This window comes from Paracoccus thiocyanatus (assembly GCF_900156255.1).
GTDB classification, from domain to species: domain Bacteria; phylum Pseudomonadota; class Alphaproteobacteria; order Rhodobacterales; family Rhodobacteraceae; genus Paracoccus; species Paracoccus thiocyanatus.
Genome location: NZ_FTMK01000014.1, coordinates 37,123 through 56,255 on the forward strand (window position 1 = coordinate 37,123; position 19,133 = coordinate 56,255).

17 protein-coding genes are annotated in these 19,133 nt (G+C 68.7%); 7 read left to right on the forward strand and 10 right to left on the reverse strand.

Going from position 1 to position 19,133, the window contains the following annotated elements; all coding sequences use genetic code 11:
• Nucleotides 1-41: 41 nt before the first annotated feature.
• From ntrX to dusB, 5 genes are all read right to left on the reverse strand, one after another.
• Nucleotides 42-1,436, reverse strand: coding sequence for a nitrogen assimilation response regulator NtrX (gene ntrX, locus F3H32_RS11320; RefSeq protein ID WP_149765952.1), 1,395 nt, complete (start codon nt 1,434-1,436; stop codon nt 42-44).
• Nucleotides 1,433-3,691 carry a sensor histidine kinase NtrY-like gene (locus F3H32_RS11325; protein ID WP_149765953.1) on the reverse strand — a complete coding sequence of 753 codons (2,259 nt, stop codon included), beginning with the start codon at nt 3,689-3,691 and terminating at the stop codon, nt 1,433-1,435. Before F3H32_RS11325 ends, ntrX begins: the two co-directional genes overlap by 4 nt.
• Before the next feature lie 83 nt (nt 3,692-3,774).
• Nucleotides 3,775-5,205 (reverse strand): response regulator, encoded by a 1,431-nt coding sequence (locus F3H32_RS11330; protein WP_149765954.1) that lies wholly within the window; start codon nt 5,203-5,205, stop codon nt 3,775-3,777.
• An 8-nt stretch (nt 5,206-5,213) separates the two neighbouring features.
• A complete protein-coding gene (locus tag F3H32_RS11335) occupies nt 5,214-6,371 on the reverse strand; it encodes a two-component system sensor histidine kinase NtrB (RefSeq protein ID WP_149765955.1) in 1,158 nt (385 codons plus the stop codon).
• The gene (gene dusB / locus F3H32_RS11340) at nt 6,368-7,411 is read right to left on the reverse strand and encodes a tRNA dihydrouridine synthase DusB (protein ID WP_149765956.1); all 1,044 of its coding nucleotides are present in this window, start codon (nt 7,409-7,411) and stop codon (nt 6,368-6,370) included. Before dusB ends, F3H32_RS11335 begins: the two co-directional genes overlap by 4 nt.
• 229 nt (nt 7,412-7,640) lie before the next feature.
• Between dusB and F3H32_RS11345 the strand changes: the two genes are divergently transcribed.
• The 4 genes from F3H32_RS11345 (at nt 7,641) to F3H32_RS11360 (ending at nt 13,035) form a co-directional block, all read left to right on the forward strand.
• Nucleotides 7,641-9,023: an L-serine ammonia-lyase gene (locus F3H32_RS11345; RefSeq protein ID WP_149765957.1), complete on the forward strand. Its 1,383-nt coding sequence runs from the start codon at nt 7,641-7,643 to the stop codon at nt 9,021-9,023.
• Between the two features lie 127 nt (nt 9,024-9,150).
• A complete protein-coding gene (locus F3H32_RS11350) occupies nt 9,151-10,080 on the forward strand; it encodes a hypothetical protein (protein WP_149765958.1) in 930 nt (309 codons plus the stop codon).
• A 91-nt stretch (nt 10,081-10,171) separates the two neighbouring features.
• The gene (locus tag F3H32_RS11355; RefSeq protein ID WP_149765959.1) at nt 10,172-12,370 is read left to right on the forward strand and encodes a YjbH domain-containing protein; all 2,199 of its coding nucleotides are present in this window, start codon (nt 10,172-10,174) and stop codon (nt 12,368-12,370) included.
• Nucleotides 12,367-13,035, forward strand: a complete 669-nt coding sequence (locus F3H32_RS11360; RefSeq protein WP_149765960.1) for a YjbF family lipoprotein — start codon at nt 12,367-12,369, stop codon at nt 13,033-13,035. The genes F3H32_RS11355 and F3H32_RS11360 overlap by 4 nt, the downstream gene beginning before the upstream one ends.
• A gap of 154 nt (nt 13,036-13,189) precedes the next feature.
• Here F3H32_RS11360 and F3H32_RS11365 read toward each other — a convergent pair whose 3' ends face one another.
• From F3H32_RS11365 to F3H32_RS11380, 4 genes are all read right to left on the reverse strand, one after another.
• The gene (locus F3H32_RS11365) at nt 13,190-13,393 is read right to left on the reverse strand and encodes a hypothetical protein (RefSeq protein ID WP_371862662.1); all 204 of its coding nucleotides are present in this window, start codon (nt 13,391-13,393) and stop codon (nt 13,190-13,192) included.
• Between the two features lie 214 nt (nt 13,394-13,607).
• The gene (locus F3H32_RS11370) at nt 13,608-14,390 is read right to left on the reverse strand and encodes a metal ABC transporter permease (RefSeq protein ID WP_149765961.1); all 783 of its coding nucleotides are present in this window, start codon (nt 14,388-14,390) and stop codon (nt 13,608-13,610) included.
• 6 nt (nt 14,391-14,396) lie between these two features.
• Nucleotides 14,397-15,176 (reverse strand): metal ABC transporter ATP-binding protein, encoded by a 780-nt coding sequence (locus F3H32_RS11375; protein ID WP_394349620.1) that lies wholly within the window; start codon nt 15,174-15,176, stop codon nt 14,397-14,399.
• A complete protein-coding gene (locus tag F3H32_RS11380; protein ID WP_115756736.1) occupies nt 15,173-15,664 on the reverse strand; it encodes a Fur family transcriptional regulator in 492 nt (163 codons plus the stop codon). The genes F3H32_RS11375 and F3H32_RS11380 overlap by 4 nt, the downstream gene beginning before the upstream one ends.
• 80 nt (nt 15,665-15,744) lie before the next feature.
• Here F3H32_RS11380 and F3H32_RS11385 point away from each other — a divergent pair, with 80 nt between their 5' ends.
• Entirely contained in the window at nt 15,745-16,719 is a 975-nt protein-coding gene (locus F3H32_RS11385) for a zinc ABC transporter substrate-binding protein (RefSeq protein ID WP_149765962.1), read from the forward strand.
• Between the two features lie 157 nt (nt 16,720-16,876).
• Nucleotides 16,877-17,053 (forward strand): hemin uptake protein HemP, encoded by a 177-nt coding sequence (gene hemP, locus F3H32_RS11390; RefSeq protein ID WP_115756741.1) that lies wholly within the window; start codon nt 16,877-16,879, stop codon nt 17,051-17,053.
• Nucleotides 17,054-17,068: 15 nt separating this feature from the next.
• Here the strand turns inward: hemP and F3H32_RS11395 are convergent, their stop codons facing one another.
• Nucleotides 17,069-18,505 (reverse strand): pseudouridine synthase, encoded by a 1,437-nt coding sequence (locus tag F3H32_RS11395; RefSeq protein ID WP_149765963.1) that lies wholly within the window; start codon nt 18,503-18,505, stop codon nt 17,069-17,071.
• A 108-nt stretch (nt 18,506-18,613) separates the two neighbouring features.
• Between F3H32_RS11395 and F3H32_RS11400 the strand changes: the two genes are divergently transcribed.
• The gene (locus F3H32_RS11400) at nt 18,614-19,063 is read left to right on the forward strand and encodes a nucleoside deaminase (protein WP_149766006.1); all 450 of its coding nucleotides are present in this window, start codon (nt 18,614-18,616) and stop codon (nt 19,061-19,063) included.
• Nucleotides 19,064-19,133: the final 70 nt, after the last annotated feature.

Sequence of the window (19,133 nt, forward strand, 5' to 3'; positions counted from 1 at the left end):
CCAAATACTCATGCGGCGGCGCCACCGGCACGGCGCCGCCATCATTTCCCCATCATCTCTTCCTCGACGCGCATGCCGCCGACGACGCCGAGCGACTTGAGCTTGCGGTGCAGGGCCGACCGCTCCATGCCGACGAATTGCGCCGTCCGGCTGATATTGCCGCCAAAGCGGTTGATCTGTGCCAGCAGGTATTCCCGCTCGAACAGTTCGCGCGCCTCGCGCAGCGCCAGGCTGGTGATCTGCGGCCCAAGCGCCAGGGCCTCGCTGGTGCTGGCGCCGGCATTGCCGTTCTGCCCTTCCAGTTCCGAGGGCTGGATCGGTCCGGTGCCATCGCCCAGGATCAGCACGCGTTCGACCACGTTGCGAAGCTGGCGGATATTGCCCGGCCAGTTCATCGCCTGCAATGCGGCGCTGGTTTCCTCGGGCAGGGCGCGCAGCGGCAGGCCTTGCGCGGCGTGGAACTGTTCGATGAAATGCTCGGCCAGCAGCGCCACGTCCTCGCGGCGATCGGCCAGCGACGGCACCGCCACCGGCACCACGTTCAGCCGGTCGTAGAGTTCCTGGCGGAAGCGGCCGGCGGCGATCTCGGCGGAAAGGTCGCGATTGGTCGAGGAGATCACCCGCAGGTCCACCCGCACCTTGTCGGTGCCGCCCGAGCGGGTGAACTGCTGTTCGGTCAGCACCCGCAGGATCTTGGTCTGGGTGCCGGGCGGCATGTCCGCCACCTCGTCGAAATAGATCACCCCGCCATGCGCCTGTTCCAGCAGGCCCGGCTCGATCCCGCGCCCTTCGGTTTCGCGGCCAAAGAGCACCTCTTCCATATGTTCGGGCTCGATGGTCGCGCAAGGGACGGTGACGAAGGGCGCGCGGGCGCGCGGGCCCTGGCCATGGACATAGCGCGCGGCGGTTTCCTTGCCGACGCCGGGTTCGCCGGTCAGCATGACCCGGCCGTTCGATTTCGCCACCTTGTCGAGCTGTTCGCGCAGGCGGCGGAACGGGGCGGAATTGCCCAGCATCTCGGCGCCCCGTGCCTCTCCGCGCTTGAGCGTCGAGTTCTCGCGGCGCAGGCGCGCGGTTTCCATGGCGCGGCGGATCACCACCAGAAGCTGGTCGATGTTGAAGGGCTTTTCGATGAAATCATAGGCGCCCTGCTTGATCGCCGCCACCGCGATCTCGATATTGCCGTGGCCCGAGATGATGACCACCGGCACGTCGGGATTGTTGCGCTTGACCTGCTTGAGGATGTCGATCCCGTCCATCTTGCTGTCCTTGAGCCAGATGTCGAGGATCATCAGCGCCGGCTCGGCCGTGTTCAACTGGGCCACCGCCTGGTCGGAATTGGCGGCGAGGCGGGTGGAAAAACCCTCGTCGCGCAGGATGTCGGACACCAGTTCGCGGATGTCCCGCTCGTCATCGACAATCAGAATATCGCTCATTTCAGTGCTTCCTGCTCGTGTTTGTGGCGGCGCGCGGACAGGCGCACCGGCTGGCGTTCGCGCGGCAGACGGATTTCGGCCATGGCGCCGCGTCCCTGGGGCGCGTCGGTCAGGACCAGGCTGCCGCCATGTTCCTCGACGATTTTCTTGACGATGGGCAGGCCCAGCCCGGTGCCCCCGGCTTTCATGGTCACATAGGGTTCGAACAGCCGGGTGCGGTCATGGGGCAGTCCCGGCCCGTTGTCGGTGATGCGGATGGCGACGGAATCGGGGGCGACGCTCAGCGTGACATGGACCTGGGGGGACCAGCCTGCGGGCGGATCTTGCCGCAGCTCGTCAATGGCTTCCCCGGCATTCTTTAACAGGTTGGTGAAGACCTGGCGCATCATGCCGGCATCGGCATCGACGATCACCGGCTCGTCCGGGATATCCGAGACCAGCGCGCCTTGCAGGGCGTCGCGCTGCATCAATTCGGCATCGCGCAGAAGCTTGGCGATGTCGGTTTCTTTGCGGTCGGGTTCGGGCATGCGGGCAAAGCGGCTGAATTCGTCCACGATCCGGCGCAGGTCGTTGGTCTGGCGGATGATGACCCCGGTCAGTTGCTCCAGCGCCTCGGCATCCTCGCCCGCCAGGGGGGCGAACTTGCGCTTGAGCCGTTCGGCCGAAAGCTGGATCGGGGTCAGCGGGTTCTTGATCTCATGCGCCACGCGGCGCGCCACGTCGCCCCAGGCCGCCATGCGCTGCGCGGACACCAGGTCGGTAACGTCGTCCAGCGCCACCACGTAGCCTTCCAGCCCGCCGGCGGCGCCGCGGCGGATCGCCATGCGCACCAGCAGGCTTTCCACCCGGCCCTGGCGGCTAAGGCGGATTTCGTCCTGCACCGATTCATTGACCGATTGCGACAGCCGCGCGAACAGCGGCGCGAATTCCGGCACCGCCTCGGACAGCAACTGGTCATGCGCCGTGGCCGGGTCCAGCCCCAGCAGCCGGGTGGCCGAGCGGTTAAGGAAGTCGATCTCACCCGCCGCATCCAGCCCGATCACCCCGGCCGTGACCGAGGACAGCACGGAATCGAACAGCCGGCGCTGGTCGTCGGCGGCGCGATAGCTTTCGACTAGTTCCTGGCGCTGCTGCTTCAACTGCCGGGTCATGCGGTTGAAGCTTTCGCCCAGGGTCTGGATTTCGTCGCCGGTATCGGCGGGCAGGATTTGCAGGTCCAGATTGCCGTCGCCCACCTGTCCCGAGGCTTCGGCCAAGCGCCCGATCGGACCCGAAAGCCGGTCGGCGAACCACAGCCCCAGCCACATCGCACCCGCGACAAGAAGCAGCGCGAAGCCCAGGTACAGCAAGGAAAATTCGAACAGCACGCGGCCGCGTTCCTGTTCCAGCCGCTGATAGTCCCCGACGGTCTGGCGGGTGTCGTCCAAAAGGCCCAGAAGGCTGCCATCCACGTCCCGCGTCACGTAAAGATAGCGGTCGGCCAGCGGCGCCAGCGGCACCATGGCGCGGAACTCGTTGTTCTGCCAGTCCTCGATCAGCACCAGGCCGCGGGTCGCGGCCTCGTCGAACTGGGCGGGCGAGGGTTCCTCGTACCAGAACTGATAGCTGCGCTCGCCCCGCGCGCGGATGGCGCCGCGGCCGTCGATGACATAGGCTTCGCGCAATCCGCGCTGGATCAGCGCCTGGCCCTGGCCCAGCAGCAGCCGCAATTCGCCGTCTTCCAGCATGGGGTTCTGCCGCGCCGCCTGGGTCAGCGCCCCGGCCAGCAGCTTGGCGTCGTTGGTCAGGTCGCGGCGGTGTTCCTCTTGATAGGCTTCGGCGGCGGCCAGCGAGGTCGAGACCACCTGCTGCACCCGGTTCGAGAACCAGCCCTCCAGGCCGATATTCACCGTAAGCCCGGCAAACAGCGCGACCAGCACCGTCGGCACCAGCGCGATGGTGGCGAATACCCCGACCAGGCGCATGTGCAGCCGCGATCCCGCCGCCGACTTGCGGCGCGCCGCGACGATCCGCGTCATGCGCGCCACCACCAGCCCAGTCAGCACGATCAGGTAAAGCAGGTCGGCCAGCAGCACCAGCCGCAGCACCGTCCCGCCCGCCGTCGCATCGGCAAAGGGGCCCATGACCGCGAATGTCAGCCCCGCCAGCGCCGGTCCCAGAAGCGCCAGGCCCAGGGTCGCGGCATTGCGATAGCGCCGCAGGCGACGCAGGCGCGCGACGCGTTCCCATGTGCCCCTGGACAGTGTTCCTGCCACCTTGCCCGCCCTCACGGTTTCGCCGCTGTGCCGCAGCCGTTTGTGGCCTTTCAGCGACTCTCGCAAGGCCATCTGTGGCCGTTTTACATCAGTTTGCGGCGCCGTGTCACCTCGATATTCAGGTCGGTCAGTTTCTTGCGCAGCGTATTGCGGTTGATGCCCAGAAGATCGGCACAACGCAACTGGTTGCCGCCGGTGGCGTCCAGCGCAATCTCCAGCAGGGGTCTTTCGATTTCGCGCAGGATGCGGTCGTAAAGCCCCGCGGGCGGCAGATCGCCGCCGTGCAGTGCGAAATAGCGCTGAAGATGCATTTCGACCGATTGCGCAAGCCGCATTCCGGCCGGTTCGGCCAAGGCCGGGGCGTTGGCGGGCGTGACGCCCCCGGCAGGGGCGGCCCGGCCCAGGACCGGGCCGGATTCGGCCAGCGCGGCGACGGCCTCGGCCTCGGTGATCTGGGCGGCGGCGGCGGTCAGCGCCAGCCGGCGCATCAGGTTTTCCAGCTCGCGCACATTGCCGGGAAAGGGATGGGCGCGGATCACCGCCGCCGCGCCCTCGGACAGGCTGCGCTGGGGCAGGCCCTGGCCGGCGGCGCGCGCCAGCAGGTGCCTGGCCAGCGGCGGGATGTCGTCCAGGCGCGCGCGCAGCGGCGGCACGGTGATCGTCACCCCGGCCAGCCGGTAATAAAGATCGGCGCGCAGCCGGCCCGCGGCCACATCCGCCTGGGGATCGGGGCCGCTGGTCGAGACCAGGCGCGGCATCAGGTTGCGGCCGGGGCCGACCTCCCATGCCTCGACCATGCCGATCAGCCGCGCCTGGGCGGCGGCGTCGAAGCCGGCCGGATCCTCGATCAGCAGGGTGCCGCCCTGGGCGCGGTCGGCACCGGCGTGGAGGGTTTCCTCGGAAAGGTCGGCCGAGGTCAGCACGACAAAGCCCGCCTCGCGCCGGTCCGACAGGTCGTGGAACGAGCGCGCGACCACGGTCTTGCCCACCCCCGCCTCGCCCGCGATCATCACCGGCAGGTCGGCGTTCAGCACCCGCGCGACCATGCGGAACAGGTTCTGCATCGCCGGCGCATGGCCGATCAGCGGCAGCGCCGGGTCGGCGCCGGCCTGGGCCTCGGCCGCGGCCGGCTCGGGCTGGGACCGGCGCGCGCGGCGCGACAGCGCCTGGCCCGCCCGCGCCATCAGGTCCGGCAGGTCAAAGGGCTTGGGCAGGTAGTCGAAGGCGGCGGCCTCGGTGGCGCGGATCGCGGTGACGATGGTGTTCTGGGCCGAGATCACGATCACCGGCAAGTCGGGCCGCAGCTTGCGGATCGCCGGGATCATGTCGATGCCGTTGCCGTCGGGCATCACCACGTCGGTGATGACCAGGTCGCCCCGCCCCTCTTCGACCCAGCGCAGAAGCTGCGAAAGCGAGCCGGTGGCATGGACCCGGCAACCGGCGCGGCTTAGCGCCTGGGTCAGGACCGTGCGGATGGTGCGGTCGTCGTCGGCGATCAGAACGGTGCCGTCCATTGGAAACCTCAGGCTTTGGACAGGGAGATGCGGAAAACGGTGCGGCCGGGGCGGGATTCCAGCGCGATCCAGGCGCCGTGGTCGGTGACGATCTTGGACACCAGCGCCAGCCCCAGCCCGGTGCCGTTTTCGCGCCCCGAGACGAAGGGCTCGAAGACCTGGCCCATGATCGCGTCGGGGATTCCGGGGCCGTCATCCTCGATCTCGATCTGCAAGGGCAGGCTGCGGCCCTGCGGCTCGGCCTCGGTGGGCGCCAGGCGCAGGGTGCCGTCGTAAAAGCTGCGGATGCGGATGGTGCCGCCCCCGCCTGCCCGTCCGATCGCCTCGACGGCGTTCTTGACCAGGTTCAGGCAGACCTGCACAAGCTGGTCGGCATCGGCCAGCGCCGGCGGCAGCGAGGGGTCGTAATCGGGCACGATGCGCAGCCCCTTGCCAAAGCCCACCGCGGCCGAGCGGCGCACCCGCTCCAGCACGTCATGGACGTTCACCGCCGCCAGCCGCGGCGCCGAGGTGTCGCCAAAGCGTTCGACCTGGTCCAGCAATTCGACGATGCGGCGCGATTCCGCGACGATCAGGTCGGCCAGGTCGCGGTCCTCGGCCGTCAGGTTCATGCCGATGAGCTGCGCGGCGCCGCGGATGCCGGCCAGCGGGTTCTTGATCTCATGCGCCAGCATCTCGGCCATGCCGATGGCCGAGCGCGCGGCCAGACGCGCCGCCTGCCCCTGCCCCAGTCGCCCGGCCCCGTCGAGCGGCGAGATCAGGATCACCGTGCCCCCCGCCGGGCTGGGCGCGGGTCCGGCATGGATGGTGGCAAGGCGGTCGATATGGCCGCCGGAACGGTCGCCGATCTCGAAGCGGATCCCGGCGCGGTTCACCGGATCATGGCCCGCCCGCATCCGGTCGAGGGTCGAGCCAAGCCGCGGCACGATGCGCAGCCGCTTTCGCATCTCGGCCCCCTCCAACGCCTGGCCCAGCGACGAGCGGCACGAGACGTTCAGGAAGGCCTCGGCCAGGTCGTTCATCGCGGCGATGCGGCCCTGCGCGTCCAGGATGACCGCCGGCAGCGGCAGCGCCGACCAATTCGGCCCGACCTCGGCCGGGACAAAGCCGCCGCCGCCAGCCGCCGCGGCGTCGGGCAGCATGCCGGACGGCGCGCGGCTGGTCATGAAGGCACCCCGGCCGCCCAAGGGTCCTGTTCGGGGAAAACGGCCTTGCCGGCATCGCCGAAGCCGGCGCGGATCGCCGCCAGCGCCGCCTCGGGCGTGGGGGCGCGCAAAAGTTCGGCGCGGTTCGGGGCGCCGTTCGCCCCAGCATACCAGCCCAGATGCTTGCGGGCGACGCGCAGCCCCAGTTCGCGCCCGTAAAGCGACAGGATGTCGTCGTAATGCTCGGCCACCGCATCGGCCAGCTTGGCGCCCTGCGGCACCTGCGGCGCCGGGGTGCCCCAAAGCGCGTGCGCGATCTGCGCCAGCCGCCAGGGCGCGCCCTGTGCGCCGCGCCCGACCATGACCGCATCGGCGCCCGATTGCGCCAGGGCGGCGCGGGCGCTGGCCGCGTCCACCACGTCGCCATTCGCGACCAGCGGCGGCCGGCCCGGCAGGTTCGCGACCGCGCGGATGGCGGCCCAATCGGCGCTGCCGGTATAGAATTGCGCCCGCGTGCGTCCGTGCACGGTCAGCATCCCGACCCCCGCCGCGGAGGCGCGGCGCGCCAGATCGGCCGCGTTCAGGCAATCGCCGTCCCAGCCCAGCCGCATCTTCAGCGTCACCGGCAGGTCGGGCACGGCGGCGACCACCGCATCAATCAGCCCCAGCGCGTGGTCCAGGTCGCGCATCAGGGCCGCACCCGAAAGCCCGCCCGTCACCTTCTTGGCCGGGCAGCCCATGTTGATGTCGATGATGCGCGCGCCCATGCCGGCGACGATCCGCGCGGTTTCAGCCATCGCGCCCGCCTCGCGCCCGGCGATCTGGACGCTGACCGGCAGCGCCCCTTCGGTCAGCGCCTTGGCGCGGACGCTGGCGCGGGTCGAAGGGCGCGGCGTCACCATCTCGGTCGAGGCGACCATCTCGCTGACCATCAGCCCCGCCCCGCCATGGCGCGCGACGGCGCGGCGAAAGGCCAGGTCGGTGATCCCGGCCATGGGCGCCAGAAAGACCGGCGGGCCAAGCCGCGTCGCGCCAAGGGCAATGGGTTCGGGCAGCGTCATGGGAAAACTCGTATGCCAGGCAGAAGGGATCGGAAAGGGACAGCCCGCGCCGCCGCGCCGGACTGTGCGTCGCAAGGGTGGAACTGCCGCTTTTACATTCGCCCTGCCTAAATATCAGGCAGGCCCCGCCGGGTCAAATGTCGCGGAGCTTCAGGCCGGCTGTCGCAACCGCGCTGGCCTGTCCGCGCCACCCCGGCTAGGCTTTGCCCGGCCAGCCAGGGAGTGCGCGATGTTCCTTTCCGTCTTCGACATCTTCAAGATCGGAGTCGGCCCCTCTTCGTCCCATACCATGGGGCCGATGGTGGCGGGGGGCCGCTTTCTGGACGCGCTGCGCCAGCAGCCGTTCCGCGCCCATGGGCTGCGCGCCAGCCTGCATGGCAGCCTGGCATTCACCGGCAAGGGCCATGCCACCGACCGCGCCACCATCCTGGGCCTGGCCGGGTTCCTGCCCGAGACCATGGACCAGCAGGCAGCCGATGCCGCGCTGGCCCGCAACCGCCAAACCGGGCTCCTGTCGCCCCAGGGCTTGGGCGACCTGGCCTTTGACCCCGCGCGCGACCTGGTCTTCGACTATGACCGCGCCCTGCCCGGCCATGCCAACGGCATGGTGCTGATGGCGACCGACCAGCAGGGCGACGTGATCTTCCGCGAGGTCTATTATTCCATCGGCGGCGGCTTCGTGATGACCGAGGGTGAGCTGGAGGCGCGCGGCGACGACACCCGCACCGATGCCGCGCCCAAGGTGCCCTTTCCCTTCGCCTCGGCCGCCGAGATGCTGGAGATGGCCGAAAGATCGGGCAAGTCCATCGCCCGGATGAAGCGCGAGAACGAGCGGGTGTTTCGCAGCGATGCCGAGATTTCGGCCGGCATCCGCCGCATCTGGCAGGTGATGCGCGACTGCATGGACCGCGGGCTGGCGACGGGCGGCATCCTGCCCGGCGGCTTGTCGATCCGCCGCCGCGCCGCCGCCATCCACGAGGCGTTGAAGGCGGAATCCGGCATGAACCTGACCGCGCCGCATGTCATCAACGACTGGATGTCGATCTATGCCATGGCGGTGAACGAGGAAAACGCCGCCGGCGGCCAGGTCGTCACCGCGCCCACGAACGGCGCGGCGGGGGTGGTGCCGGCGGTGGTGCGCTATTGGCTGGACCATGTGCCCGGCGCGTCCGAGCGCCAGTTGGACGATTTCCTGCTGACCGCGGCGGCCATCGGCGGGCTGATCAAGCATAATGCCAGCATCTCGGGGGCGGAATGCGGCTGCCAGGCCGAAGTCGGCTCGGCCAGCGCCATGGCGGCGGCGGGGATCTGCGCCGTGATGGGCGGCACCGTCACCCAGGTCGAAAACGCCGCCGAAATCGCGCTGGAACATCATCTGGGCATGACCTGCGACCCGGTCAGGGGGCTGGTGCAGGTGCCCTGTATCGAGCGAAACGGCCTGGGGGCGATCAAGGCCGTCTCGGCCGCCAGCCTGGCCTTGCGCGGCGACGGCCAGCATTTCGTGCCGCTGGATGCCGCCATCGAGACCATGCGCCAGACCGGCCGCGACATGAGCGACAAATACAAGGAAACCTCGCTGGGCGGTCTGGCGGTCAATGTCCCCAACTGCTGAACCGCGTGCAAAGAATCGCGCAAGGCCGGGCCTTGGCCCCGGCCGGCCGCTGTCGGCGCTTGCCCAAGCCCTGCCCTTCCTGTAGCCAATCAGCATAAGCAAAACCCAAGGAACCGGGACAGAGCAGATGAAATTCCGTTCGGCATTCGCCGTCCTTTCGATAACCGTGGCGCTTGCCGCCTGCGGCGAACTGCCCTTCCAGAAGTCCGAGCCCGAGGCTCCTGGCCATTCCGGCCCGCCCAATGTCTCGCCGCTGGAACAGCCGATCGAAACCGGGGCCGAGGGGAAACCCGTCGCAACGGCCGAATCCAGCACCATGAGCACCGCCATGTTCCGCGCGGCCGGCAACGGCTGGGCCGTGACCGCCGCGGACAAGACCGCCGTCTATGAACGCAGCGGCGCGCGCTCGGTCGGCGTCACCGTGCGGCGGATGGTCTATGGCGGCGGGGTCGAATTCATCGGCCTGATGAACGGTTCGGTCTTTGCGCTGAACATCCAGGCGGCCGAATGCGGCACCGGCAGCGAGAAGACCCGCTTTACCGCGCGGCTGCGCGTCGGCAGCCAGCGCCTGGAAGGTTGTGCCACGCCCACCGACACGATGCCCAAGGCGCAGGTCCGCGCGTCTTCCGCGACGCCCAAGCCCAAGGCGCAACCCAAGCCCGCCGCGCCCGTCGAAAAGCCGGCGGCAGCGGCCGAGGATGCGCCGGCCGATACGGCCGCAACGCCCGAAACGACGCCGGCTGAAACCGCGCCCGCGACGACTCCGGCGACGACCACCCCGGCGACCACCGCGCCCGAAACGCCCCCGGCAGCCCAGGACACCACCCAGACGCCACCCGGCGACGGGGCTGCCCAGAGCGGCACCGCGACACCGGGCGCGGCAGACACGGCGCCGGCGGCCGGAACCGGGGCGGCCCAGGCGCCCGCAACCCCGCCCGCCGCGCAAACGCCGGCGACCGGCGATGCCGATCCCGCGGCCGGCGCCGGTTCGCAGCCGGCCGATGACGCCCCGGTGCCGGGGTCGGTCCTGCCCCCGCCGCCCGAGGCAAGCGAATAGTTCCAAGATCCCGGCGGCGCGCGGCACGGTTCGCGCGGCGCCGGTCCACCCGCCGCCGCCCGCCGCGGGCCATGACCTGAAAGGAGCCGCGATGCGCGCCCATTCGATGCTTACCCGTCGCCTGCTGGCCTCGACCGTGCCGGTTGCGCTGCTTCTGGGTCTCGGCACCAGTCCGGCCCGCACCGACCCGCTGATCGGCGATGTGCTCAACAGCTACGGCTTGCCGGGCGGGGTCGAAACGCCCACGGCGGAAATGCTGCCCGACGGCACCCTGGGCGGCACCCTGTCCTATAACGGGCTGGGGCGACGCCATAACGTCATCTTCCAGTTGCACCCGCGCATCACCACCGCCCTGCGCTATTCGCGGGTCGAGGGGATGAAGGACCATATCGAGGATCTGGGGAACCATATCTGGGATCGGTCCTTCGACATCCGTTTCCAGGTTCTGGACGAGGCGGGCTGGCGGCCGGCCGTCGCGGTCGGGCTTCAGGACTTCATGGGCACCGGGGTCTATTCCGGCGAATACATCGTCGCCAGCAAGACCATCACGCCGCGACTGCGCGCCAGCCTGGGCATCGGCTGGGGCCGTCTGGCGGGCGAATATCGCCGGCCCGATTCCGATGACGAGGGCGGCAAGCCCAATGTCGATGAATGGTTTTCCGGCAGTCCCAAACCCTTCGGCTCGATCGCTTGGCAGGCCACCGACAAGCTGAGCCTGGTCGCCGAATATTCCAGCGACGAATACGTGCCCGAATCCAGGGATGGCCTGGAAGAAGCGCCCGGCAGCCAATTCAACCTGGGCGCCTATTACACCTTCAACCCGCAATATCAGCTTGGCCTTTACACGCTGGGCGGGGACGTTTTCGGGGCGCAGTTCAGCTTTGCGCTGAACCCGCGCAACGCGCCCTTCCCCTCGGGGCTGGAAAAGGCGCCGGCGCCGGTCCGGCCGCGCCCTGCACCCGCCGCCGACCCCGAGGGCTGGTCGGGCGCCTGGTCGGCCGATCCGACCGCGCAGCCCGCGATCCAGACCGTGCTGAAAGACGCGCTGGCCGACGAAGGCCAGATGCTGGAATCCATGTCGCTATCCGCAAACCGGGCCGAGGTCCGTATCCGCAACACCCGCTATATCCAGCATTCGGAAGCAGTCGGCCGCACCGCCCGGCTGATGACCCGCGCCCTGCCGCCTTCGGTCGAGACGCTGGTCATCACCTCGAACGCCGAGGGCATGGCGACCTCGTCGGTGGTGCTGAAACGCTCGGATGTCGAGCGGCTGGAGAATACCGAGGCCGGCCGGATCGCCACAGCCGCTGAACTGGTCGATGCCACGCCGCGGCCGGGCGATCTTGTGCGCACGCCGGGCCTGTTCCCGCGCTTCCGCTGGAACCTTGCCCCCTATCTGGACATCGGCCTCTTCGACCCCGAGGATCCGCTGCGCTACGAGGTCGGCGCCGAGGTGAAGGCCAGCTACGAGCTGATGCCGGGCCTGATCCTGTCGGGCAGCCTGCGCCAGCGCGCCTTTGGGAACATGGACCAAAGCGGCCCCGCCATCCCGCCGGAACTGAATGGCGGTGTCAGGGGCGATCACTACACCGCCGAGGAATACGAGGCCGATCCCAGCCTGGAAACCTCTCCCGAAGGGGTTCCGCGCGTACGCTCCGACACCCGGATGTATACCGGCCGGACCTCGCCCACGATCCCCGAACTGACCCTGGCCTGGTATGCCCAGCCCACCGAACAGGTCTATACCCGCGTGACCGTCGGCCTGCTGGAGCGCGCCTATGGCGGCGTCTCGGGCGAGGTGCTGTGGAAGCCCGCCAACTCTCCCCTGGCTTTCGGGGCCGAGGTCAACCGGGTGAAGAAGCGCGATTTCGACGATATGTTCGGCTTCCGCGATTACGAGGTCACGACCGGGCACCTGTCGGCCTATTACGAATTCGCCAACGGCTTCACGGCGCAGCTTGATGTCGGCAAGTATCTGGCCGGCGACAAGGGCGCGACCGTGACCCTGACGCGGGAATTCGCCAATGGCTGGCGCGTGGGCGCCTTTGCCACCAAGACCGACATGAGCGACGAGGAATTCGGCAACGGTTCCTTTGACAAGGGCATCACCATCTCGCTGCCGATCACCTGGGCGGCGGGGACACCGACGCGCGACCGCGCCGGTTCGACCCTGCGGTCGCTGTCACGTGACGGCGGGGCGCGGGTGGACGTCAGCGGCCGGCTTTACGACAAGGTCCGCGACGCGCAATCGGTCAAACTTTACCAAGGTTGGGGGAGGTTCTGGCGATGACCACGACCCGCATTCACCGGGCGGCCCTGTCGACGCTGCTGATCGCGGGCCTGGCCGCCTGCGGCAACCAGGATGGCGGCCAGGACGCGAACCCGCTGCTGATCGCCGCCCGGACCGCCGCGGGCGGCGTGTCCGCCATGCGCGGCGACAAGGCGGCCCAGGCCCAGGCCCCCGCCCGCACGCCCGAGCAGATGGCGGCCGAGGCGCTGCGCGTCAACCCGGCGCCGCTGGTCATGGTCGGCTTTGAATCGCTGGGCCGGACGCAGGTCATGGCGATGACCGGGCAGAACGGCGCCATGCGCACCTATATGGCGCCCTCGAAAGAGGCGCTGATCCTGCGCGACGGCATGGTGGTCGGCACGCGCGGCCTGGGCCACGACCTGTCCGTGGCCGAGCCGGGAACCGAGGCGCTGATCCGGGCCGGCCGCTCGGGCACGGCCCGGCGCGTCATGCGCTATTACAGCGGCGACGGGCTGGAACGGCCGCTAAGCTTCGATTGCACCGTTGGACCGGGACCCAAGCCGGGCGTGGTGCTGGAAAGCTGCGAAGGCCATGGCGCACGCTTCCAAAACAGCTTCATGCCGCAGGGCGGCCACCTGCCGGTGTCGCGGCAATGGGCCGGGCCGAAACTGGGCTATGTCACCATCCAGGTGCTGCGCCCCTGACACGCGCCGCACCAGGCGACAGCAAAAACCGGCCCCCGCGGCCGGTTTTTTCATGTCCGCAGCCGCCATGGCAGCACCGGGACCGGACATGAAAAAAGGGCTGGCCATGGGCCAGCCCTTCCAGACTTTGCGGAACCGAGGTTCCGTTCAGCAATCAGTGGTCGTCGTCGTCCGAAGCCACGGCGGCGATGACGCCCAGCAGCAGAAGCGCCGGAACGACGAGGCCAGCGTTGGTCGATGCGGGCTTCTCGTCCACGACAACCGGCTCGACTTCGACGACCGGGGCGACATAGCCACCAGCAAGAGCGGTCGAAGCCGACAGGCCCAAGGCCAGGGCGAAGGTAGCGAATTTGGTCATGATCATGCTCCGTTCAGTACTTTGACGGCTGCCGTCACCGGCAACATCGCTGTGACAGTCGCACAATCCCAAGGGCTTGGAAAGCGGTCTTGATCGGTCGGTCCCGCGGGGTCGATGCAACTGTTGCATAATAGCCAACACCCCCGCCACTAGGCGATTTGCCGCCAGCGCACCAGCGAAAACCCGCAAGCTTTCGCCGGTTTCGCCAAGCGGGTCATCTGCGGCAAACCATTAACGTGAAAGCATAAATTCCCGCGGATATCACGACGATCGACGGGCCGGCCGGCGTATCCAGCCAAAGGCTGGCCGAAAGCCCGCCCAGAACCGAAAGCGCACCGATCAAAGTGGCGGAACCGGCCATCCGTTCGGGCGTTGCAGAGAATCCGCGCGCCGCCGCAGCGGGGATGATCAGCATGGCCGAGATCAGCAGCGCCCCCACCAGACGAATCGCAATCGCCACCACCAGGGCCAGCGCCAGCGACAGGATCAGCCGTTCGCGCGCCGGGTCGATCCCCGCCGCCATGGCCAGTTCCTCGTTGACCGAGGCGGTCACGAGCCGCTGCCAGCGCCAGATCAGCAGGCCCAGAACCGCGGCCGCCCCGGCCCAGATCCAGGCCAGGTCCGCCCGCGTGACCGCCAGGATGTCGCCGAACAGGAACGCGTCCAGCCCCACCCGCAGCGAGGGCACGAAGCTGACCCCGACCAGCCCCAGCGCCAGCGCGCTATGGGCCAGCACCCCCAGCACGGTATCCATGGCCTGGCCGCGCGCCGCAAGCTGCGCCACCGCCAGCGCCATGGCCACCGCCACGGCCAGCGTGCCCAGATAGATCGGCAGCGAGAAGGCAAAGCTTAGCGCCACGCCCAGGATCGCCGCATGGGCGGTCGAATCGCCGAAATAGGCCATGCGCCGCCAGACGACAAAGGAACCCAGCGCCCCCGTGGCCAGCACCAGGCCAAGCCCCGCCAGCGCAGCACGGATCAGGAAATCGTCAAGCATGTGGCCTCAATGGTCCTGGACGCAGCGGGGGCCATGGTGGTGGCCCTGTGCGACATGGTCATGGTCGTGGTCGTGGTGATGGCGATAAAGCGCCAGCGTCCCCTGGGCCTCGGCCCCGAACAGGGCCCGATAGGCGGGGGCGGCGCTGACCACCTGCGGCGTGCCTTCGCAGCAGACATGGCCGTTCAGGCACACCACCCGGTCCGAGGCGCGCATGACCACCAAAAGGTCGTGGCTGACCATCAGGATTGCGGCCCCCGTCTCGGCCCGCACCTCTTCGATCAGCTTGTAAAAGGCGACGATGCCGGGCTGGTCCAGCCCCTGCGTCGGCTCGTCCAGCACCAGAAGCTGCGGATCGCCCAGCAGCGCGCGGGCCAGCAGAACCCGCTGGAACTGCCCGCCCGACAGCGCGGTGATCTGCCGCCCCTCCAGCCCCGGAACGCCGGTCCGCGCCAGGGCCGCCGCAGCATCCGCATTACCGACCCGCCGCGGCAGCGACAGGAAGCGGCGCACCGTCATCGGCATCGACCGCTCGACATGCACGCGCTGGGGCACATAGCCGATGCGCAGGCCGGGCGCGCGCTCGACCTGCCCGGAATCCAGCGCCACATGGCCCAGCAGCGCCCGCACCAGCGTCGATTTGCCCGAGCCGTTCGGGCCGACGACGGTGACGATTTCCGCCGGGGCTATGTGGAAATCGACATGGCTCAGCACCGGGCGATCCGGCTCGGCATGGCTGACCGTCAGATCGGTGGCGCGAATCAGCGGCGCTGCGGGCGGGGTCACAGGCCGGCCTCGGTGCAGCGGGCGCAAAGGCCCAACAGTTCGACCGTCACCCGTTCGGTGCGAAAGCCCGAAGCCCCGGCCAGCCCCTCCAGCGCCGCCCGCAATTCGGGCGTTTCAGCCTCGGCCACCTGTTCGCAGCCGCGGCAGATCAGGAAAGCCGGCGAATGCTCGCGCTGGGTCGAAAGACAGGCGGCATAGGCGTTCAGGCGCTGAACGCGATGCGCAAGCCCCTGTTCCACCAGAAAATCCAGCGCCCGATACGCGACCGGGGGCTGCTTGCCGAAACCTTCGGCCGAAAGCCGCTCCAGCACCTCATAGGCGCCCATGGCACGGTGCGATTCCAGCAGGATTTCCAGCGCGCGGCGCCGCACCGGGGTCAGGCGCACGCCTTCGGTCCGCGCCTGTTCCTCGGCGCGGCGCAGCACGGCGGCGGCACAATGGCTGTGATCGTGCTCGTGGAACGGATCGGATGCTATAGGGGCGGTCATGATGTTATATCATTACCTTTCTGCTTGACGGGTTACGATATTACATAAATAAACCTCGCGTTTCTGCAAGAGAGCCCGCCATGATCCGATCTTCTTCTTTCGCCTTTGCCCTGGCCCTTGGGGCCGCCGCCCTGCCAGCCCATGCCCAGACGCCGCATGTCGTGGCCGATATCCCGGTGATCGGGTCGCTGGTCCAGCAGGTGATGGGCGACCTGGGCCAGCCCGAGGTCCTGCTGGAAGCCGGCGGCAACGCGCATCACTATCAGTTGCGGCCCAGCCAGGCGCGCAGCCTGCAACAGGCCGGGCTGGTGGTCTGGGTCGGCCCCGGCCTGTCGCCTTGGCTTGAACGCGCGAATGCCAGCCGCCCGGCCGATGCCGACACCCTGACCCTGCTGGACCTGCCGCAGACGCATCTGCGCGACTTTGCTGCGCCGGATGCCCAGGCGCACGATCATGACCATGACCATGACCACGAAGCGCATGATCACGACCATGATCACGAAGCCGACCATGGCGATCACGGCCATTCCCATGACGGGACGGACCCGCATGCCTGGCTGGACCCGGTGAACGGCCAGGCCTGGCTGGCCGCCATCGCACAGGCCCTGTCGCGGCACGATCCCCAGAACGCCGCCACCTATGCCGCCAATGCCGAACGTGCGGCGGCGGAGCTGGCGGCGCTTGACGCCGAACTGGATGCGCGGCTTGAACCGGCGCGTGGCCAGCGCTTCGTCGTCTTTCATGATGCCTATGGCTATTTCACCGACCATTACCGGCTGACGCCCGCCATCGCGATCAGCCTGGGCGATGCCTCGACCCCGTCGGCCGCGCGGCTGCGCGCGATTCGCGAGCAGGTCACGGCCGAGGGCGCCGCCTGCGTCTTTCCCGAGGCCAACCACGATCCCGCGCTGGTCGCGACCGTGGCCGAGGGCACGGGCATGCGCCAGGGCGCGGCACTTGATCCGGCCGGCAGCACCGCCCAGCCCGGCGCCGGGCTTTATCCGCAGATGCTGCGCGGCATGGCGGATGCTTTGGTCGATTGCCTGGGCCGTTGATCCGGCGATATCGGCAATCGGGGCGGATGCCATTCGGCGTCCGCCCCTGCTTTCTGGGGGTCCGAAATTTTCGCGAAAATTCCCGACTATTTTCCTTTGACATGCCCTAGGTATTTTGTCAGGTTACAGTTACCGCGACAGAAACGAGGAACTGGACATGACCGCGATCCGCCCCGCCGAATTCACGCGTCCCGGCGTGACCGCCCTGCAACGACTGCCCGAACATGACGCCGAACTGCTGACCAATGGCGGCAATCAGGCGCTGATCGTGCTGGGCGAGCAGGTCTATAACCTGCGCATCACCCGCGCAGGCAAGCTGATCCTGACCAAGTAAGGGCGGGCGGCGCGCCTAGCCGCGCCGCGGTCCCTTCCCCTCTGGCCGCGTTCCCTTTCCGGGGGCGCGCTGGGGTTTTCCGAAGCCCGGTTTCGGGCCGGACTTGCCGCCGGGTTTCCCGGACTTGAAATCGCGCGCGGGCTTGCCTTCGCCACGCGGCTTGAAGCCGCCGTCGGCACGGGGCTTGAAACCGCGCCCTTCCTCGCCCGCCCGGAAATTGGGCTTGCCGGAACGCTCGTCCCTGTCCCCACCGCTGCGCGCATCATCGCGCCGGGCAAAGGGCGTTCTTTCGCCGTCGTCACGCTTGGCGAATGGCTTGCGATCTCCATCCGGGCGCTTGCCAAAGGGCTTGCGCTCGCCATCCTCGCGCCGGGCAAAAGGTTTGCGCTCGCTATCTTCACGCTTGGCAAACGGCTTGCGATCACCGTCCGGGCGCTTGCCAAAGGGCTTGCGCTCACCATCCTCGCGGCGGGCAAAAGGTTTGCGCTCGCCATCTTCACGCTTGGCAAACGGCTTGCGATCCCCCTCTTCGCGCCGGGCAAAGGGCTTGCGCTCACCATCCTCGCGCCGCGCAAAAGGTTTGCGATCCCCTTCGCCGCGCGGCCTGCGCGGGCGGGCATCGCCTTCTTCGGCATGGGCCGCACCGCGTTCGCGGAAGCTGCGCGGCTTTTCCTCGGTCTCGCCGGTCAGAAGACCGCCCAACTGATCGCGCAGCACCTTGCGCTTGACCTCGCGGACCTCGTTCTCCTCCAGCCCGGTCAGCTTGAACGGACCGTATCCCACGCGGATCAGCCGGTTCACCATCAGTCCGATATGGGCCATGGCACGGCGGATCTCGCGATTGCGTCCCTCGCGGATGCCGACGGTCAGCCAGGCATTGGCGCCCTGCTGGCTGTCCAGGCTGATCTCCATCGGCGCGAATTCCTCGCCTTCGATGGTGACGCCGCGACGCAGCGGGGCAAAGCTCAGGTCGTTGGGCTGGCCGTTCACCCGCACGCGATAGCGGCGCAGCCAGCCGGTGGTGGGCAGTTCCAGCCGGCGCTTCAACTCGCCGTCATTGGTCAGAAGCAGCAACCCTTCCGAGTTCAGGTCCAGCCGGCCCACGGTCATTACCCGCGGCAGGTCGCGCGGCAGGGCGTCGAACACCGTCTGCCGCCCCTTTTCATCCGAATTCGAGGTGACAAGGCCCAAGGGCTTGTAATAAAGCCACAACCTGGTCTGCTGCGGCTCTTCCAGCGGCTTGCCGTCGACACTGATCCTGTCGGCGGGCGTAACGTCCAGCGCCGGGCTGCCGATCTTTTGCCCGTTTACCGTGACGCGCCCTTCCAGGATCATGCGCTCGGCGTCGCGGCGCGAGGCGATACCGGCCCGCGCCATCACCTTGGCGATGCGGTCGGCCTGGGGGGCGGGCTGCGGATTGGATCGGGGGGAATCGGGCGGCGTATCGGTCATGGCAATCTCCTGCGCATCGCTGCGGTGGCAAAGCGGGGGTTCTACGCATAACGCCGCAGGAAGGAAAGCGGTTCTTGCGTGCGGGCGATGACCGGGCCAAAAGCACGCATGGATTTCGCCTCGCACATGCCCGAAGCGCTTGATGAAGCCCGCGCCGCCGCCCGTCGCGGCGAGGTGCCGGTCGGCGCGGTCCTGGTCGCGGCCGATGGCACGGTCCTGGCCCGCGCCGGCAACCGCACGCGCGAGTTGCACGATCCGACCGCCCATGCCGAGATCCTGGCGATCCGCGCCGCCTGCGCGCGCGCCGGTTCGGAACGCCTGCCGGGCGCGCGGCTTTGGGTGACGCTGGAACCCTGTCCCATGTGCGCCGCCGCCATCGCTGCCGCCCGCATCGCGGTGCTTTACTACGGCGCCGACGATCCGCGCATGGGCGGGGTGCGCCATGGCGCGCGGGTCTTCGACCATGCGCAATGCCACCATCGCCCCGAGGTCAATGACGGCATTTCGGCAGAAGAATCGCGCCGCCTGCTGCAAGACTTCTTCCGTGAGCGGCGATGACATGGGAAAAGCCCGCGGCAAAGCGTCGCGCGGCGGGCTTGCGCTGCATCGCAGCATGATTAGGATGCCC

Bases quoted from the DNA above. Each gene is read 5' to 3' on its own strand.
- ntrX (WP_149765952.1), bottom strand. From the start codon at position 1,436: ATGAGCGATATTCTGATTGTCGATGACGAGCGGGACATCCGCGAACTG.
- F3H32_RS11330 (WP_149765954.1), bottom strand. From the start codon at position 5,205: ATGGACGGCACCGTTCTGATCGCCGACGACGACCGCACCATCCGCACG.
- F3H32_RS11335 (WP_149765955.1), bottom strand. From the start codon at position 6,371: ATGACCAGCCGCGCGCCGTCCGGCATGCTGCCCGACGCCGCGGCGGCT.
- dusB (WP_149765956.1), bottom strand. From the start codon at position 7,411: ATGACGCTGCCCGAACCCATTGCCCTTGGCGCGACGCGGCTTGGCCCG.
- F3H32_RS11345 (WP_149765957.1), top strand. From the start codon at position 7,641: ATGTTCCTTTCCGTCTTCGACATCTTCAAGATCGGAGTCGGCCCCTCT.
- F3H32_RS11350 (WP_149765958.1), top strand. From the start codon at position 9,151: ATGAAATTCCGTTCGGCATTCGCCGTCCTTTCGATAACCGTGGCGCTT.
- F3H32_RS11355 (WP_149765959.1), top strand. From the start codon at position 10,172: ATGCGCGCCCATTCGATGCTTACCCGTCGCCTGCTGGCCTCGACCGTG.
- F3H32_RS11360 (WP_149765960.1), top strand. From the start codon at position 12,367: ATGACCACGACCCGCATTCACCGGGCGGCCCTGTCGACGCTGCTGATC.
- F3H32_RS11365 (WP_371862662.1), bottom strand. From the start codon at position 13,393: ATGACCAAATTCGCTACCTTCGCCCTGGCCTTGGGCCTGTCGGCTTCG.
- F3H32_RS11370 (WP_149765961.1), bottom strand. From the start codon at position 14,390: ATGCTTGACGATTTCCTGATCCGTGCTGCGCTGGCGGGGCTTGGCCTG.
- F3H32_RS11380 (WP_115756736.1), bottom strand. From the start codon at position 15,664: ATGACCGCCCCTATAGCATCCGATCCGTTCCACGAGCACGATCACAGC.
- F3H32_RS11385 (WP_149765962.1), top strand. From the start codon at position 15,745: ATGATCCGATCTTCTTCTTTCGCCTTTGCCCTGGCCCTTGGGGCCGCC.
- hemP (WP_115756741.1), top strand. From the start codon at position 16,877: ATGACCGCGATCCGCCCCGCCGAATTCACGCGTCCCGGCGTGACCGCC.
- F3H32_RS11395 (WP_149765963.1), bottom strand. From the start codon at position 18,505: ATGACCGATACGCCGCCCGATTCCCCCCGATCCAATCCGCAGCCCGCC.
- F3H32_RS11400 (WP_149766006.1), top strand. From the start codon at position 18,614: ATGGATTTCGCCTCGCACATGCCCGAAGCGCTTGATGAAGCCCGCGCC.